The organism is Microcella sp., from assembly GCF_046293215.1.
GTDB lineage: Bacteria > Actinomycetota > Actinomycetes > Actinomycetales > Microbacteriaceae > Microcella.
In genome coordinates, this window is sequence record NZ_JBKBPI010000001.1 from 273812 (window position 1) to 289488 (window position 15677).

Genomic DNA, 15677 nt, shown 5'->3' on the forward strand with positions numbered 1-15677 from the left:
AATCGCGTGCCAGCCTACTGGCGACTGGCCGAAGACGGAGGCTAGCGGGTGCCGCTGGCGAGGTCGGCGGCAACGCGGGCGACGCTGTCTACGCCCCCCTCGCTGAGGGCCGCGACCAAGCGGGAGCCGACGATCGCGCCGTCGGCGTAGCTCAGGACATCGCGCACCTGCTCGGCGGTGGAGATGCCGAGTCCGACGCACGTGGACGTGCATCCCGCATCGCGGAGCCGGGCGACGACGCCGCGGGCGGCGGCGTCGACGTCGGCGCGCGCGCCAGTGATGCCCATCGTCGAGACCGCGTAGACGAACCCGCGGCTTGCCTCGACCGCCTGGCGCATGCGCGCGTCGGAGGAGGAGGGGGCGGCGAGGAAGACGCGGTCGAGGTCGTGAGCCTCCGAAGCCGCCATCCAGTCGCTGGCCTCGTCGGGAATGAGGTCGGGGGTGATGAGTCCCGCTCCCCCGGCGCTCTTCAGATCGGCGGCGAAACGGTCGACGCCGTACTGCACGACGGGGTTCCAGTAGGTCATCACGAGCACCGGCGCATCGACGGCAGCGCGCACCCGCTCGACGGCCGTAAAGGCATCGCGCACGCGGAAGCCGTTCTGCAGCGCTGTCTGCGTGGCCTTCTGGATCGCGACGCCGTCCATCACGGGGTCGCTGTACGGCAAGCCGAGTTCCAGGATGTCGACGCCGTTGTTGACGACGGCAATGGCGGCCTGGATGCTCTCCTCCAGGGTCGGGAAGCCGATCGGCAGATAGGCGATGAGTGCGCCAGAGCCGGCGTCGCGGCGGGTGCGAATCGTCGTCTCGACGTCGCTCATCGCGTGACCTCCGGTTCGCCCTCTCCATCGAGCAAGCGGAAGTAGCGGGCAGCCGTCTCCATGTCTTTGTCGCCGCGGCCACTCAGCGACACGAGCACGATGCCCTCGGGGCCGAGCTCTTTTCCGAGCTCGAGCGCGCCGTGCAGGGCGTGGGCCGTCTCGATGGCGGGGATGATGCCCTCGGTGCGGCTGAGCAGCCGCAGCGCGTTCATCGCCTCGGCATCGGTCACGCCGCGGTACTCGGCGCGTCCGATGTCGGCCAGCCACGCGTGCTCGGGCCCCACACCGGGATAGTCGAGGCCGGCGGAGATTGAGTGCGACTCCATCGTCTGGCCGTCGTCGTCTTGCAGCATGAGGCTCCGGGCCCCGTGCAGGACTCCCGGGCGACCCTTCGAGATCGTGGCGGCGTGATGCGGGGTGTCGATGCCGTCGCCGGCCGCCTCGAAGCCAACCAGGCGCACCGCGGTGTCGTCGAGGAAGGCGTGGAAGATTCCCATGGCGTTGCTACCCCCGCCCACGCAGGCAGCAACCGCGTCGGGCAGTCGACCGGTGAGCGCGAGAACCTGCTCGCGCGCCTCGGTGCCGATCACGGCGTGGAAGTCGCGCACCATCGTCGGGAACGGGTGCGGGCCGGCCACCGTTCCCAGCAGGTAGTGGGTGGTGTCGACGTTCGCAACCCAGTCGCGCATCGCGTCATTGATCGCGTCTTTCAGCGTTCGCGACCCGGTCTGCACCGCGACGACCTCGGCCCCGAGCAGCTTCATGCGCGCGACGTTGAGCGCCTGACGCTCGGTGTCGACGGCGCCCATGTACACGACGCACTCCATGCCGAACAGGGCGGCGGCGGTTGCGCTCGCAACACCGTGCTGGCCCGCTCCCGTCTCGGCGATGAGACGCGTCTTTCCGAGCCGCTTGGCCAGCAGCGCCTGACCGAGAACGTTGTTGATCTTGTGGCTACCGGTGTGGTTCAGGTCTTCACGCTTGAGCAGGATACGGGCGCCGCCAGCGTGCTCCGCGAATCGCGGCGCCTCGGTGATGATCGATGGCCGGCCGGTGTAGCTGCGGTGTAGCTCGGCCAGTTCGGCGGCGAAAGTGGGATCGACACGCGCCGCTTGGTACGCCTCATCGAGTTCATCGAGCGCGGCGATCAGCGATTCGGGCACGAACCGCCCGCCGAAGGTGCCGAAGTACGGGCCGACAACGTCGCGCAGGGTCATGACACACTCACAAACTGCCGGGCGGTAGCGACGGGGTCGCCACCGGTGACGAGAGCTTCACCGACGAGCACCACATCGGCGCCGGCGCGCCGGTAGTGCTCAACGTCGGAGACGCTGAGGACGGCTGATTCGGCGATGCGGATCGCGTCATCGGGGATGATCGGGGCGAGTCGACCGAACAGGTCGCGGTCGAGCTCGAACGTCTGAAGGTCGCGGGCGTTCACCCCGATGAGGCTCGCACCGAGATCGACGGCGCGGCGCGCTTCGTCTTCTGAGTGCGTTTCGACGAGCGGCGTCATCCCCCACTCGAGCACGTGTGCGTGCAGTCGGCGCAACGTGGGCTCGTCGAGGGCGGCAACGATGAGCAGCACCATGTCGGCACCGGCCGCGCGGGCCTCGGCGATCTGGTACTCGTCGGCGATGAAGTCTTTGCGCAGCACGGGGACGTCGACGGCCGCGCGCACGGCCTCCAGGTCGGCGAGTGAGCCCTGAAAGCGTCGCTGCTCGGTGAGCACGCTAATCGCGTGGGCGCCGCCCGTCGCGTATTGCGTGGCGAGGTCGGCCGGGTCAGGGATGCTCGCAAGCGCTCCCCGAGACGGACTCGCTCGCTTCACCTCGGCGATCAGCTTCACGTGCGAGGCACGGGCGAGCGCGGCGACGGCGTCGCGCGCCGGAGCCTGGGCAGAAGCGGCAGCCTCTACCGCCGCGAGGGGACGCTCAGCGCGACGAGCTACCGCATCTTCGAGCGCGCCCGCCGTGAGCCCGTCGAGCACTTAGGAGTGCGCCTTCGGCGCGTAGCGGGGACCCTTCACGCCGTAGCCCATCTTCGCCATGACGCCACCGACGATCCAGCCGACGACCACGACGACGGCGCTGGCCCACACGACGGGGGCGAGTTCGAAGAAGAACGCGACCGTGCCGACGGTAAAGCCGATCAGCATAATGACCACGGCCGTCCAGGCGGCGGGCGAGTGTCCGTGTCCGGGGTCGTTCTGGGCGTTCATGCGTCTCCTGAGTCGGGAACGGGCAGGGCTTACAGTCTACCGGGCCGTGGGGTCGTCGCCGTCGCTCAGCGCATCCCAGTCACCCAGTCGGTCGGTGCGCGGAGCGGCACCGCCGTCGGGAGCGTCGTAGCGTCGGACACGCTCGGGCCAGCGGTGCGCTGTCGCGGCCGTCAGCACCCCACTCAGGGCAGCCAGCACGCCGGCGACAATGGCGAGACTGACCCACCCCGTCACGCTCGACGCGGCAACAAGAGCAGCGATTCCCGCGTCTCCGTCGACGCCCGTGACGGCGGTGACGGCGGGCCCCCCGCGTCCGACGGGATCGGTCAGGACGGCGAGAGAGGCTGCCGCAATTCCCACCCCGAGGCCGAGCTGCACGATGGCGAGCAGGATGCGCGGGGTGCGTCCGACCAGCGCGAGCGCCGCGGTGAGCGCGAGCAGCGCGAGCGCGAGCGCGGGAACGGTGGCCGCAGCGGTCTCGCCGCGCGCCTCGACGGCGAGCCCGCCTCCGAGGTCAAGCACGACCCACACCTGCGTCCAGGCCAGGAGGGCGAGGCCCGCGGCCAGCAGCGGAGCAACGATGGCGATGAGTCGACGGCGTTCCGGCGTCATGCGCGATCACCGTCCGCGGCCACGGGACGCAGCGCGTTCGCGATCGCGACCGCGCGCAGGGGTGCCGCAGCCTTGGCGACGGTTTCCTCAAACTCGGCCTGCGGCTGCGAATCGGCGACAAGCCCCGCACCGGCCTGCACGCGCGCGACGCCGTCGGCGAGAAAGGCCGTACGAATGGCGATAGCGAGGTCGAGGTCTCCGGAGAACGAGAAGTACCCCACGACGCCTCCGTACACGCCGCGGCGTGCCGGCTCGAGGGCGTCGATGATCTCGAGGGCGCGCGGCTTCGGCGCGCCGCTCAGGGTGCCGGCGGGGAACGTCGCGCGCAGCACGTCGATGGGGCTGGCGGTCTCGCGCACGTCGCCCTCCACACTCGAGACGAGGTGCATGATGTGGCTGAAGCGCTCGACCTGCATGAACTCGGTGACCTCCACGCTGCCGGGTGTGCACACCTTCGACAGGTCGTTGCGCGCGAGGTCGACGAGCATGAGGTGCTCGGCCTGTTCTTTGCGATCCGCCAGCAGCTCGTCGGCGAGCGCGGCATCGTGCTCGGGCGTCGCTCCGCGCGGGCGCGAGCCGGCGATGGGGTGAGAGAACGCGCGTCCGTCCTGCACCTTCACGAGCGCCTCGGGAGACGAACCGACGATCGCGTACTCAGCGCCGGCGGCACTGGTCAGGTTGAGCACGTACATGTACGGAGACGGGTTCAGGGCGCGCAGCACGCGGTACACGTCGAGGGGCGCAGCAGTGACCGGGTGGTCGAATCGCTGCGAGATGACCACCTGGAACACGTCGCCGTCGCGGATGTGCTGCTTCGACGCGGCGACCGCGTCGAGGAACTGCTCGGGGGTCGACCGGTGCTGCGGGTTCGGCGCCACCGAGGTGTCGATGAGCGCAGGCTCGGGCGTGATGGGGCGCGTCAGGGCGGTGGCAAGCGCGTCCAGTCGGCCCTGCGCCTCCGCGAATCGCGTCGCGATCTCGGCGTCATCCGGCTCGCCGTCGAGCAGCAGCGCCGCGACGATCTGCACGGTTCCGGTGCGGTGGTCCATAACCACGAGCTCGCTCGTGAAGGCGACAGCGAGCTCCGGCACAATGAAATCGGCCGGCGGCGCATCGGGAAGGTGCTCGACGCGGCGCACCGCATCCCACCCGATGAAGCCGACGAGCCCCCCGGTGAGCGGAGGATGCGCGGGGTCAGCCGGCGTTCGCCAGCGCGCGTGAAGCAGGTCGAGCGCCGCGAGGGGATCATCGGGGATGGGACCGCCGAACGCGCGATCGGCATCGATGCCCGTGTCGATCCAGCGGGTGGCGCCGTCGTGCTCGGTCAGGACCCCGAACGACGCGACGCCGATGAACGAGTAACGCGACCAGATACCACCCTGCTCGGCTGATTCGAGCAAAAACGTGCCGGGGCGGTCGTGTGCCAGGGCGCGATACAGGCCAACCGGCGTGGCAGCGTCGGCGAACAGCTCACGAATGACGGGCACGACGCGGGCATCCCGCCGCCGCGCTAGGACGTCCTCCATGGTGGTCGTCATGTCTGCGCTCCCTCCGCGATGACGGGATCGACGTCGAAGCACCGGCGCGCACCCGTGTGACACGCGGGGCCGACCTGGTGAACTCGAATCAGAACCGTGTCGCCATCGCAGTCGAGCGCGGCCGAGCGCACCAGTTGAATGTGACCGCTCGTGTCGCCCTTGCGCCAGTACTCGCGGCGCGAGCGGCTCCAGAACGTGACGCGCCCCTCGGTCAGCGTGCGACGCAGTGCCTCGGCGTTCATGTAGCCGAGCATCAGCACGGCGTCATCATCGTGCGACTGGATGATGGCGGGCACCAGCCCGTCAGCGGCGAAGCGAACGCGCTCGACGACCGCCGCCGCGGCCGCATCGCCGAGGCGAGCCGCGTCGTGCGCCTCGGCGGAGCCCTGGGCCGTCATCGAACCAGCACCCCCTCGGCGGCGAGAGCCTGCTTGACCTCACCGATGGTCAATTCTGCGTTGTGGAAAACGCTGGCCGCGAGGACGGCATCGGCACCCGCCGCAATCGCGGGTGGGAAGTGCTCAAGCACGCCGGCGCCGCCCGACGCGATCACGGGAACGGACGCCACCTCACGCATGGCCGAGATCAGCTCGAGGTCAAAACCGGCCTTCGTGCCGTCGGCATCGATCGAGTTGACGAGCAGCTCGCCTGCGCCGCGCTCGATCGCTTCCGTCGCCCAGGCCAGCGCGTCGATGTCGGTGCGGGTGCGCCCGCCGTGGGTGGTGACGACGAATCCGCTGGGTGCCGCCGAATCGCGCGTGACGTCGAGCGAGAGCACGCACACCTGGGCACCGAAGCGGTCAGCAATCTCATCGATCAGAGCGGGTCGGGCGATGGCGGCACTGTTGACGCCGATCTTGTCGGCACCGTGGCCGAGGAGCCGCGCCACGTCCTCCGTCGACCGCACTCCCCCGCCAACGGTGAGCGGGATGAACACCTGCTCGGCCGTAGCCCGCACGACATCGTAGGTCGTCTCGCGCTGGTCGACCGTGGCCGTCACGTCGAGGAAGGTGATCTCGTCGGCACCCTGCTCGAAGTATCGGCGAGCGAGCTCGATCGGGTCGCCCGCGTCGCGCAGGCCCATGAAGTTAACACCCTTCACGACGCGGCCGCCGGCCACGTCGAGGCAGGGAATGACCCGAACGGCGACCGTCATCAGAGGCGGGCGGCGTGGATCGAACCGACGAGGATTGCGCGGGCGCCGAGGTCGTACAGCTCGTCCATGACGTGGTTGACGTCGGCGCGGGGCACCATGGCGCGCACGGCGACCCAGCCGCTGTCGGCCAGCGGGCTGACCGTCGGCGACTCGAGGCCCGGCGTGATCGCTTGGGCGCGCTCGAGCAGCTCGCGGGGCAGGTCGTAGTCCATCAGCACGTACTGTCGCGCGACCAGTACGCCCTGTAGTCGCCGCTGCAGCGTGGCGATTCCCGGACGATCGGGCTGGGCGCTGATCAGCACGGCGGTCGACTCGAGGATCACGGGGCCGACGATTTCCAGGCCCTGCGCGCGCAACGTGGCGCCCGTCGACACGACGTCGGCGACGGCGTCGGCCACGCCGAGGCGCACGGCCGACTCCACCGCGCCATCCAGCCGAATGAGGTCGGCGGTGACGCCGTGTCGGGCCAGGAAGTCGCCGACGAGACCCGGATAGCTGGTTGCCACGCGCATCCCGTTCAGATCGTCGAGGGTGCGCACGGTGTTCGGCGGGGCGGCGAACCGGAAGGTCGAGTCGCCGAAGTCGAGGGCCTGGATTTCGCGCGCGTCTGAACCCGAGTCGAGAAGCAGGTCACGCCCCGTGATTCCGACGTCGAGCGCTCCCGAGCCCACGTAGGTGGCGATGTCGCGAGGCCGAAGGTAGAAGAATTCGACACCGTTGCGGGCGTCGGCGCTGGTGAGCGCGCGCGGATCGCGGCGACCGGTGTAGCCGGCCTCCGCGAGCATGTGCGCGGCCGTCTCGGACAGCGATCCCTTGTTGGGCACCGCGATTCTCAGCATTCGGGTGTCTTCCTCGGCCGCGCGGGAGGCGCAACCGTCGTGGGCGGGGTTAGAGGTGGCGGTAGACGTCGGCGGGCGTGAGGCCCTTGGCGAGCATCAGCACCTGCAGGTGGTACAGCAGCTGCGAGATCTCTTCGGCCGCGGCCTCGTCGCTCTCGTACTCGGCGGCCATCCAGACCTCTGCGGCCTCTTCGACGATCTTCTTCCCGATCGCGTGCACGCCCGCATCGAGCTGGGCCACGGTGCCGGACCCCTCGGGGCGTGACCGCGCCTTCTCGGCGAGCTCGTCGAACAGCTGGTCGAACGTCTTCACGCGCTCAGCGTACCGGGCGCGCACTGCGTGTTTCTGTCGCGCGTCAGGAGACGCCGAGCAGGTCGATGACGAAGACGAGCGTCTTGCCCGACAGGCGATGGCCGCCGCCGGCGGGGCCGTAGGCGAGGTGGGGCGGGCAGACCAGCTGTCGGCGTCCGCCGACCTTCATGCCGGGAATCCCCTGCTGCCACCCGGCGATCAGGCTTCCGAGGGGGAAGTTGATCGACGCGCCGCGGTTCCAGGAGGCGTCAAATTCTTCGCCCGTGTCGAACTCGACACCGACGTAGTGCACGTCAACGGTTGCGCCGGGGGTGGCCTCGGCTCCGTCGCCGACGACGAGGTCGGTGATGACGAGCTCGGCGGGGGCGGGCCCCTCGAAGAAGTCGATCTCGGGCTTGCTCAGCTGGCTCATGGTTCCATCCAAGCAGACTGCGCGCGCTCCCGCAGACGGCTGATCGCCTCCGCCGGGTCAGCGGCTCCGTACACGGCCGAACCGGCCACGAAGGTGTCGGCACCGGCCTCGGCAGCGATCGCGATGGTGTCCTCCGCGATGCCGCCGTCGACCTGTAGCCACGTGTCGACCCCCATTCGCTTCCTCGCCTCCCGGAGGGCCCGAAGCTTCGGCATGGTCTCTGGCATGAACGACTGGCCGCCGAAGCCGGGTTCGACCGTCATGACGAGCACCTGGTCGAACTCGGGAAGCAGGTCAAGGTAGGGCTCGATGGGTGTGCCGGGCTTCACCGCGAGGCCGGCGCGTGCGCCGCGATCGCGCAGCGCGCGGGCGACAGCGACCGGATCGCGTGCGGCTTCGACGTGGAACGTGACCGAAAACGCGCCAAGCTCGGCGTACCCCGGCGCCCAGCGGTCGATGTCGGCGATCATCAGGTGCACGTCGAGCGGGATGGGCGACACGTCGTTCACGCGGCCGACCATCTGCGGGCCAAACGTGAGGTTCGGCACGAAGTGGTTGTCCATCACGTCGACGTGAACGTAGTCGGCACTCGCGATGCGCCCGAGGTCGCGCTCCATGTTGACGAAATCGGCCGACAGGATGCTCGGATTAATGCGCACGCTCACACCGCCAGCGTACTCAGGGGCGACGGCCGATCAGTTGGATGAACATCGCGTCGCTGAGGTGCCGGTGCGGCCACAGCTGGGCGGCGTCGCCCCGCGCACCCAGGTCGAGGGGCGTGCGCGTGATCGCGCTGAGCACGGCGGGGGTATCGATCGTCTCAGCGTCGTCACGCGCGCTGAGCACGGCGTCGACGACGTCGCGGGTCTCGGCGAGGTGAGGCGAACAGGTGACGTACGCCACGATGCCGCCGGGGGCCGTGACATCCAGTGCCGCGGTGAGCAGTTCCGCCTGCAGCGCGGCAAGCGGCGCCACGTCGGCGGCGGTCTTGCGCCAGCGCGCCTCCGGCCGGCGGCGCAGGGCGCCCAGCCCGGTGCAGGGGGCGTCGACGAGCACGCGGTCGAAAAGCGCGTCGGTGTCGTCAGCGATCGAGCGACCATCCCCCGCACGCACCCGGATCGTCGCGTCGATGGGCGCGAGGGCGCGCCGCACCAGCTCGGCCCGCGCCGGCACGGCCTCGTTGGCGGTGAGGGCGGCTCCCGCCGCGCGGGCCTCCGCGGCGAGCAGCGCAGCCTTTCCTCCGGGCCCCGCGCACAGGTCGAGCCATCGTTCACCGGGCCGGGCGGGGCGGGACCGGCTGAGCGCAAGGGCAGCGAGCTGGGATCCCTCGTCTTGCACGCGTCGCACGCCGGCCGCAACGTCGGGATCGGCGGCGGGGTTGCCCGCGGGGGCGCGCAGGCCCAGCGGCGAAAAGGCGGTGCGCTCCTCGCGCTCGTCGCTCGGCTCATCGGCGAGCCCCGGCAACGCCACGAGGGTGACCCGCGGCGGCAGGTTGTCGGCGGCGAGCAGCGATTCAAGCTCGTGCTCGCGCCCCTCGGCGGCCAGGGCGTCGCGTAGAGCCCGCACGACCCAGTCGGGATGCGCGTGGCGAATCGCGAGCATCGCGTCCGGGTCGTCGACGCCCCGCGACAGCGTGCTGCGCCATCCCTCGAGGTCGCGTTCACTCACGCGACGCAGCGCCGCGTTGACGAACCCCGAGGCGCGGGCCGCGCCGACCTGGCGGGTGAGACGCACGGACTCGTCGACGGCGGCGTGCGGCGGCGTCCCCATCGCGAGCAGCTGGTGAACGCCGATGCGCAACACGTCGAGGACGGGAGGGTCGATGCGGTCGACGGCGCGCCCCGTGGCGGCGGCGATGACCGCATCGTAAAAACCGCGCCCGCGCAGCGTTCCGTACGTCAGCTCGGTCGCGAATCCGACGTCGGCGGCGCTCAGGCGGGCGGAGCGCAGCCGGCCCGGAAGAAGCAGGTTCGCGTAGGCGTCGTCGGTCGAGACGGCGTGCACGACGTCGAAGGCGATGCGGCGGGCGCTCGGAGGGCGCGATACGGGGCGCGGGCTCATGCGAATCGGCGCGCGTCGCGGTCGCGCAGGCCGCGCATCCAATCGATAGCGGACATTGCCTGCTTGCCAGCCGGTTGCACCGTGATCACCTCGAGCGCGCGGTCGGCGGTGCCGACGAGTGCTCGGCGCCCGTCAAGCACGAGGGCCCCGGGGGCCGGCGACGGGCCGTCGTGTGCGATCGAGGCGTCGAGCAGCTTGACGACGGTTCCGTCGTCGAGTTCGCCGAAGGCTCCCGGTTCCGGCGTCGTCCCCCGCAGGCGGGCGTAGACGGCGCTCGCCGGTTCGGCGAAGTTCAGACGTCCGTCGCGGCGATCAAGTTTCGGGGCGAAGGTCGGCTCGCCCTGTTGTGGGCTCGGCTCGATGGTGCCCTCGGCGAGCCTGTTCACGACGTCAGCGACGACGTCGGCGCCTTCCACGGCGAGACGCTCGAGGAGGCTTCCCGCCGTGTCGTGGGCGCCGATGGGGTGCGATCGCTGTGCGTAGAGGTCACCCTCGTCGAGCCCGGCGGTGAGGCGAAAGACGCTGAGACCCGTCGTGGTCTCCCCCGCGATGATGGCGTGCTGCACGGGGGCCGCGCCCCGGTAGGCAGGCAGGAGGGAGAAGTGCAGGTTGATCCAGCCCAAGCGCGGCGCGCTCAGAAGCGGTTCGCGCACCAGCCCGCCGAAGGCGACGATGACGCCGAGGTCGGCACCGCGGGCGATCACCTCGTCCTGCAGCGGGGTGAGGCTTCGCGCGTGCAGCACCGGTAATCCGCGCTCGAGCGCCGCGTCCTCGACCGGGGTCGGGGTCAACACGCGCTTGCGACCCTGGGGCGTCGGCGGCCGCGTGATCACGGTGTCGACCGTGTGCGGACCGGACGCGAGGGCCTGGAGGGTCGGGACGGCCGCCCGGGGGCTTCCGGCGAACAGCAGGCGCAAGGGGGCGGTCACCCGTCGATTCTGCCGCACCGTCTACTCGGGTGTGTCGTCAGCGGTGAGGTCGAAGGCGGCGGGATCGTCGAGCCGGGCCCGCAGGGTCGAGCGTCTGCGCTGCGCACGGGCAGTGGCGGCGGCCACGAGGGCGGCGCGGAGCTCGCGGGCAACATCCGCCCCTCGCGCGTAATCGAAGCGCACGATTGCCCGCACCGATCCGGGCTCTCGGTCGACCGGGCCGAGCACGTCGACGCCGGTCATGTCGGTGAGCGGGGCGAGGGCCCTGCGCACCTCCTCCGCGGTGCCGGTCACGGTCGCTGAGCGCACGGCCGGCGGAAACCGTAGCCGTCGGCGATCGGCGAGTTCGGCGGCGATCAGCTCGTCGGTCGTGCCGGTCGCCAACGCCGAGGCAACCGGCCCGTCGACGCCGACGAGCAGCACGGGCGCGTCGTCTGCCGCGAGGGCCGCGGCGTTCTGCCACCAGCGCAGGCAGTCTTCCAGCACGCGCAGGCTGTCGCGGGCCAGCATGCGCTCGCCGTCGAGCAGCAGCACCGCGCGGTAGCCGCCGTCAACGATCGGCTCGGCCCCGCGCGTAGCGACGACGATGGTGCGACCGGGCGCGATCCGCTGGTGGGCGTGCTCGCCGTCGGAGACGATGACCCGTGCCCCGGGGAACGCGCGGCCCAGTTCGTCGGCTGTGCGTTGCGACCCGGGCAGCGTGGGACGCCGCCGCGTGCCGCCGCACTCGGCGCACGGTGCGGCGGACGCCACCGCACCGCACCAGTGGCACGAGGGGGCCGCGCCAGCGCGACGCACCCCGACCGGCCCAGAGCACGCCCGGCAGCGCACGGGGGTGCCGCAGTCGGTGCAGACGAGCCGCGGGTCGAAGCCGGGGCGGGCGACCTGCAGCAGCACGGCGCCGTCGCTGAGGGCGTCCGTCGCGGCGCGCCACGCCGCCGAGGGGATGCGCGCCCGCGCCCCCGGATCATTGGCACCCGTCGACTGCGCGGTCGGCCGGATGCGGCGCCGCGCCGACCGCGCCGGTGCGACGGCCGCGAGGTAGCCGATGTCGACGAGGCGGTGAACATCGGCCGAACGCGAATGCGCGGCGAGCACGAGGCTGCAGCCGCTGTCGTCGTGGCGAAGCAATGCCAGGTCGCGAGCGTGCACGCCGGGCGCGTGCTGCTCGGCGTGCAGGGGGTCGCCGTCGTCCCAGAGGGCGAGCATCCCGAGGCGATGGGCCGGTGCGGTGACCGCGGTGCGCGTGCCGATGACGAGCGTGGGGCGCTTTTCGAGCGCCCGCAGAAAACCGCGGTAGCGCTCACCGTTGCCGCGCCCCGCGTCGACCCTGGCAATCGCGTCAGGCGGCAGCACGCGCGCGGCAGCGTCGGCCACGAGGTCGAGGTCACGATAGTCGGGCACGGCGATGATGGCGGAGCGACCGGTGGCGAGGGTGCGGGCGGCCAGCGCCACGAGGTCGGCCAGCCCGACCGGAAGCCACAGCGGCTGGGGTGTCTCGGTGGCCTCGGGCACGGCGGTGAGGCGCGCGGCCGCCGTGACGGCGATGCGGCGGGAGGCAGGGGGCTCGCTCGCGTCGAGCAGGCGCGCGACCAGCTCGTCGGGAACCCCGTGCACCGGCACGGCGGAGGCCCGAGCGATCGCCGAGGGGTCGAGGTTCGGGCCGGTACGGCCGTGCGCGTCGAGCGCCGCGAGCCACGCTTTTTCGATGCGCACCTGACGAGGGGGAACGGCCAGGCGTACGAGGTCGCTGGCGGTGCCCGCAGCGCGGTCGGCAGCGCGCCGTGCGAGGTGAGCAACCTCGGGAGTGAGCACGCGGGCCGGCGAGATCACCTCGCTGAGGTCGTTGAGCGTGCCCTCGAAGCTCGCCTCGGCGACCCGGTCAACGAGGTAGCCCTTGGCCTGGCGCTGCCCACCCCGCAGGGGAACAACCACCCGCACCCCCGGCTGGGCCTCGCGGTCGAGTGCCGCCGGGATGCGGTACTCGAGCAGTCGGTCGAGCTGCGGAAGCGGCGAATCGATCAGCACCCGCCCGATGGGTTCGGCGGTCACCGCTGGCCTCGGCTCATCGTGGTGTTACAGGCGCGCGCGTCGACGCAGTTCGTCGACCTTCGTCGTCTGCTCCCACGTGAACTCGGGCCGCTCTCGACCGAAGTGGCCGTAGGCCGCGGTCGCGCCGTAGATGGGGCGCAGCAGGTCAAGTTCGCGCACGATGGCGCCCGGGCGCAGGTCGAACGTGTCCCGAATCGCGCCGATGATGACCGCCTCGTCGACGTGCGCGGTTCCGAACGTCTCGACGTAGAGCCCGACGGGTTCGGCCGCGCCGATGGCGTACGCCACCTGCACCTCGAGCCGGTCGGCGAGGCCAGCGGCGACGGCGTTCTTGGCGACCCACCGCATGGCGTAGGCCGCCGAGCGGTCGACCTTCGAGGGGTCTTTGCCGCTGAACGCGCCACCCCCGTGCCGGGATGCCCCGCCGTAGGTGTCAACGATGATCTTGCGCCCGGTGAGTCCGGCGTCGCCCTGCGGGCCGCCGATCACAAAGCGACCGGTCGGGTTGATGAGGATGCGCGGGGTCGCGTCACCGAAACCGGCATCGGCAAGCACGGGGCGAATGACCTCACGCTCGACGTCGGCGCGCACCTGCGGCGTTTCGACGCCCTCGCGGTGCTGGGTGCTGACGATGATCGTCTCGATCGTGCGAGGGGTGTTGCCGTCGTAGCCGGCGGTGACCTGCGTCTTGCCGTCGGGGCCGAGATAGTCGAGCGTGCCGTCTTTGCGCACCTGCGCAAGACGCTCGGACAGACGGTGGGCCAGCCAGATGGGCAGAGGCATGAGCTGCGGGGTCTCCCGCGTGGCGTAGCCAAACATGAGGCCCTGGTCTCCGGCGCCCTGCTGGTGTTCGACGTCCGCGCTGGACTCTTCGCGCGCCTCGTAGGCACTGTCGACGCCCTGGGCGATGTCGGGCGACTGGCCGCCGATGGAAATCGACACCCCGCAGGAGCGGCCATCGAACCACACGTCGCTGCCCGTGTATCCGATATCGGTGACGGTCTTGCGCACGATGCCCGGGATATCGACGTACCCGGAGGTGGTGACCTCGCCGGCGACGTGCACGAGCCCGGTCGTCACGAGCGTCTCGACGGCGACGCGGGCCGCCCGGTCTTCCGTCAGGAGGGCGTCGAGGATGCGGTCGCTGATCTGGTCGCACATCTTGTCGGGGTGCCCCTCGGTCACGGACTCCGAGGTGAACAGGCGCAGCGCGGTCATGAGACTCCCGTCGAGTGGAACGGTGCGAAACGACGGCCGGATCAGCCGAGCGCGTCGAGAATACGGTGGGCCACCGACAGCTTGTCGCCCGTGGCCGTCGCCACCACGCTACCGGCCGCGGTGACGATCATGACGTCGTTGGTCGCCCGACCGAAACCGCGGTCGTGGCCGACGCGGTTGGCCACGATCAGATCGGCGCCCTTGCGGCTCGCCTTGTCGGCCGCCAGTCGCACCAGCTCGGCTTCGTCGTCCACGGTCTCGGCGGCGAAACCGATGATGCGCTGCCCCTCGGGGCGTGAGCGCGCCAGCGTGGCGAGGATGTCGTCGGTGCGTTCGAGGGTCACGGTGGGCGGCTGCGCCCCCTCGACCTTCTTGATCTTCACCGGGCTCTGCGCCACGGGCCGGAAGTCGGCCACGGCGGCGGCCATGATGACCACGTCGGCGGTGGGCTGATGCTCGCGCATGACCGCGAGCATCCGCTTCGCCGTGCCCGCCTCGATCACGGTCACGCCCGCCGGTGCGGGGACCTCCAGGTGCGCGGCGACGAGGGTGACGATCGCGCCGCGCGAGCGGGCGGCCTCGGCCAGCGCGACGCCCTGGCGGCCGCTCGAGCGATTGCCGAGGTAGCGCACGGGGTCGATGGGTTCGCGGGTGCCGCCCGCCGAGACGAGCACGCGCCGGCCGGCGAGATCGTGCGGACGCATGGCGTCGAGGGCGGCGCGCACGATCTCCTCCGGTTCGGCCATCCGACCGGGGCCGGAGTCGTCGCCGGTCAGCCGACCGGTCGCCGGGCCCACGATGAGGGCGCCGCGCTCGCGCAGCGTGGCGATGTTTGCCTGCGTCGCCGCGTTCATCCACATCTCGGTGTGCATCGCCGGGGCGATGACGAGCGGTGCCTCCGAGGCGAGCACGGTCGTGCCCAGCAGGTCGCCGGCGAGCCCGGCCGCCAGCGAGGCGATCGTGTGCGCGGTGGCGGGAGCGATGACGATCAGGTCGGCACGCTGGCCGAGCGCGACGTGACGCACCTCCGCCACGCCCTCGTAGAGGTCGGTGTGAACCGGATTGCGACTGATGGCCTCCAGGGTCGGGCGCCCGACAAATCGCAGGGCACCGTCGGTAGCGACCACGTGCACGTCGTGCCCCGCGGCGACGAACCCACGCGCGACACCCACCGCCTTGTAGGCGGCGATGCCCCCCGTGATGCCGACGACGACGGTCAGCGGGGCGCCGGAGGCCGGCATGATCGACTAGTCGGCGGTGCGGGTGAGGACCAGCTTGTCCTCGTTGATCTCGTGCAGCGCGACCGACAGCGGCTTGTCGTCGACGGTCGAGTCGACCAGCGGGCCGACGTTGTCGAACAACGAGCCTTCGTGCAGGTCGGAGTAGTAGTCGTTGATCTGGCGGGCGCGCTTGGCGGCGAAGATCACGAGCTGGTACTTCGAGTCGACCTTCGACAGCAGTTCGTCGATGGGCGGGTCGATGATGCCCTGGGTCTTGTCAGCCAT

At 71.1% G+C, this 15677-nt stretch carries 18 protein-coding genes; all 18 read right to left on the minus strand.

The window, feature by feature from the left end; translation table 11 throughout:
* Window positions 1-41 precede the first annotated feature (41 nt).
* From trpA to rpoZ, 18 genes are read right to left on the minus strand one after another with little or no spacing between them, the layout of a single operon-like run.
* Complete coding sequence (trpA, locus tag ACK4SC_RS01295; RefSeq protein WP_409614095.1) at window positions 42-821, minus strand: tryptophan synthase subunit alpha; 780 nt, start codon at window positions 819-821, stop codon at window positions 42-44.
* Window positions 818-2038, minus strand: a complete 1221-nt coding sequence (gene trpB / locus ACK4SC_RS01300) for a tryptophan synthase subunit beta (RefSeq protein ID WP_409614097.1) — start codon at window positions 2036-2038, stop codon at window positions 818-820. The genes trpA and trpB overlap by 4 nt, the downstream gene beginning before the upstream one ends.
* On the minus strand, window positions 2035-2811 hold the full coding sequence (gene trpC, locus ACK4SC_RS01305; protein WP_409614098.1) for an indole-3-glycerol phosphate synthase TrpC: 777 nt from the start codon (window positions 2809-2811) through the stop codon (window positions 2035-2037). Before trpC ends, trpB begins: the two co-directional genes overlap by 4 nt.
* Window positions 2812-3042, minus strand: coding sequence for a DUF6704 family protein (locus ACK4SC_RS01310; protein WP_409614100.1), 231 nt, complete (start codon window positions 3040-3042; stop codon window positions 2812-2814).
* Between the two features lie 36 nt (window positions 3043-3078).
* Complete coding sequence (locus ACK4SC_RS01315) at window positions 3079-3654, minus strand: Trp biosynthesis-associated membrane protein (RefSeq protein ID WP_409614102.1); 576 nt, start codon at window positions 3652-3654, stop codon at window positions 3079-3081.
* Window positions 3651-5192: an anthranilate synthase component I gene (locus tag ACK4SC_RS01320; RefSeq protein WP_409614104.1), complete on the minus strand. Its 1542-nt coding sequence runs from the start codon at window positions 5190-5192 to the stop codon at window positions 3651-3653. Before ACK4SC_RS01320 ends, ACK4SC_RS01315 begins: the two co-directional genes overlap by 4 nt.
* Window positions 5189-5590, minus strand: a complete 402-nt coding sequence (gene hisI, locus ACK4SC_RS01325) for a phosphoribosyl-AMP cyclohydrolase (protein ID WP_409614107.1) — start codon at window positions 5588-5590, stop codon at window positions 5189-5191. The genes ACK4SC_RS01320 and hisI overlap by 4 nt, the downstream gene beginning before the upstream one ends.
* A complete protein-coding gene (gene hisF, locus ACK4SC_RS01330) occupies window positions 5587-6348 on the minus strand; it encodes an imidazole glycerol phosphate synthase subunit HisF (RefSeq protein WP_409614108.1) in 762 nt (253 codons plus the stop codon). The genes hisI and hisF overlap by 4 nt, the downstream gene beginning before the upstream one ends.
* Window positions 6348-7187 carry an ATP phosphoribosyltransferase gene (hisG, locus tag ACK4SC_RS01335; RefSeq protein WP_409614110.1) on the minus strand — a complete coding sequence of 280 codons (840 nt, stop codon included), beginning with the start codon at window positions 7185-7187 and terminating at the stop codon, window positions 6348-6350. Before hisG ends, hisF begins: the two co-directional genes overlap by 1 nt.
* Window positions 7188-7236: 49 nt before the next feature.
* Window positions 7237-7500 carry a phosphoribosyl-ATP diphosphatase gene (locus ACK4SC_RS01340; RefSeq protein ID WP_409614112.1) on the minus strand — a complete coding sequence of 88 codons (264 nt, stop codon included), beginning with the start codon at window positions 7498-7500 and terminating at the stop codon, window positions 7237-7239.
* Between the two features lie 43 nt (window positions 7501-7543).
* Entirely contained in the window at window positions 7544-7912 is a 369-nt protein-coding gene (locus ACK4SC_RS01345; protein ID WP_409614114.1) for an FKBP-type peptidyl-prolyl cis-trans isomerase, read from the minus strand.
* Window positions 7909-8577, minus strand: coding sequence for a ribulose-phosphate 3-epimerase (gene rpe / locus ACK4SC_RS01350; protein WP_409614115.1), 669 nt, complete (start codon window positions 8575-8577; stop codon window positions 7909-7911). The genes ACK4SC_RS01345 and rpe overlap by 4 nt, the downstream gene beginning before the upstream one ends.
* A 13-nt stretch (window positions 8578-8590) precedes the next feature.
* Window positions 8591-9973, minus strand: a complete 1383-nt coding sequence (locus ACK4SC_RS01355) for an RsmB/NOP family class I SAM-dependent RNA methyltransferase (protein ID WP_409614116.1) — start codon at window positions 9971-9973, stop codon at window positions 8591-8593.
* Window positions 9970-10890, minus strand: coding sequence for a methionyl-tRNA formyltransferase (gene fmt, locus ACK4SC_RS01360; RefSeq protein WP_409614319.1), 921 nt, complete (start codon window positions 10888-10890; stop codon window positions 9970-9972). The genes ACK4SC_RS01355 and fmt overlap by 4 nt, the downstream gene beginning before the upstream one ends.
* A 33-nt stretch (window positions 10891-10923) precedes the next feature.
* Window positions 10924-12954 (minus strand): primosomal protein N', encoded by a 2031-nt coding sequence (locus ACK4SC_RS01365; protein WP_409614118.1) that lies wholly within the window; start codon window positions 12952-12954, stop codon window positions 10924-10926.
* A gap of 24 nt (window positions 12955-12978) precedes the next feature.
* Window positions 12979-14172 (minus strand): methionine adenosyltransferase, encoded by a 1194-nt coding sequence (gene metK / locus ACK4SC_RS01370; protein WP_409614119.1) that lies wholly within the window; start codon window positions 14170-14172, stop codon window positions 12979-12981.
* A 41-nt stretch (window positions 14173-14213) separates the two neighbouring features.
* On the minus strand, window positions 14214-15413 hold the full coding sequence (gene coaBC / locus ACK4SC_RS01375; RefSeq protein ID WP_409614121.1) for a bifunctional phosphopantothenoylcysteine decarboxylase/phosphopantothenate--cysteine ligase CoaBC: 1200 nt from the start codon (window positions 15411-15413) through the stop codon (window positions 14214-14216).
* Between the two features lie 6 nt (window positions 15414-15419).
* Window positions 15420-15677, minus strand: coding sequence for a DNA-directed RNA polymerase subunit omega (rpoZ, locus tag ACK4SC_RS01380; RefSeq protein WP_409614124.1), 258 nt, complete (start codon window positions 15675-15677; stop codon window positions 15420-15422).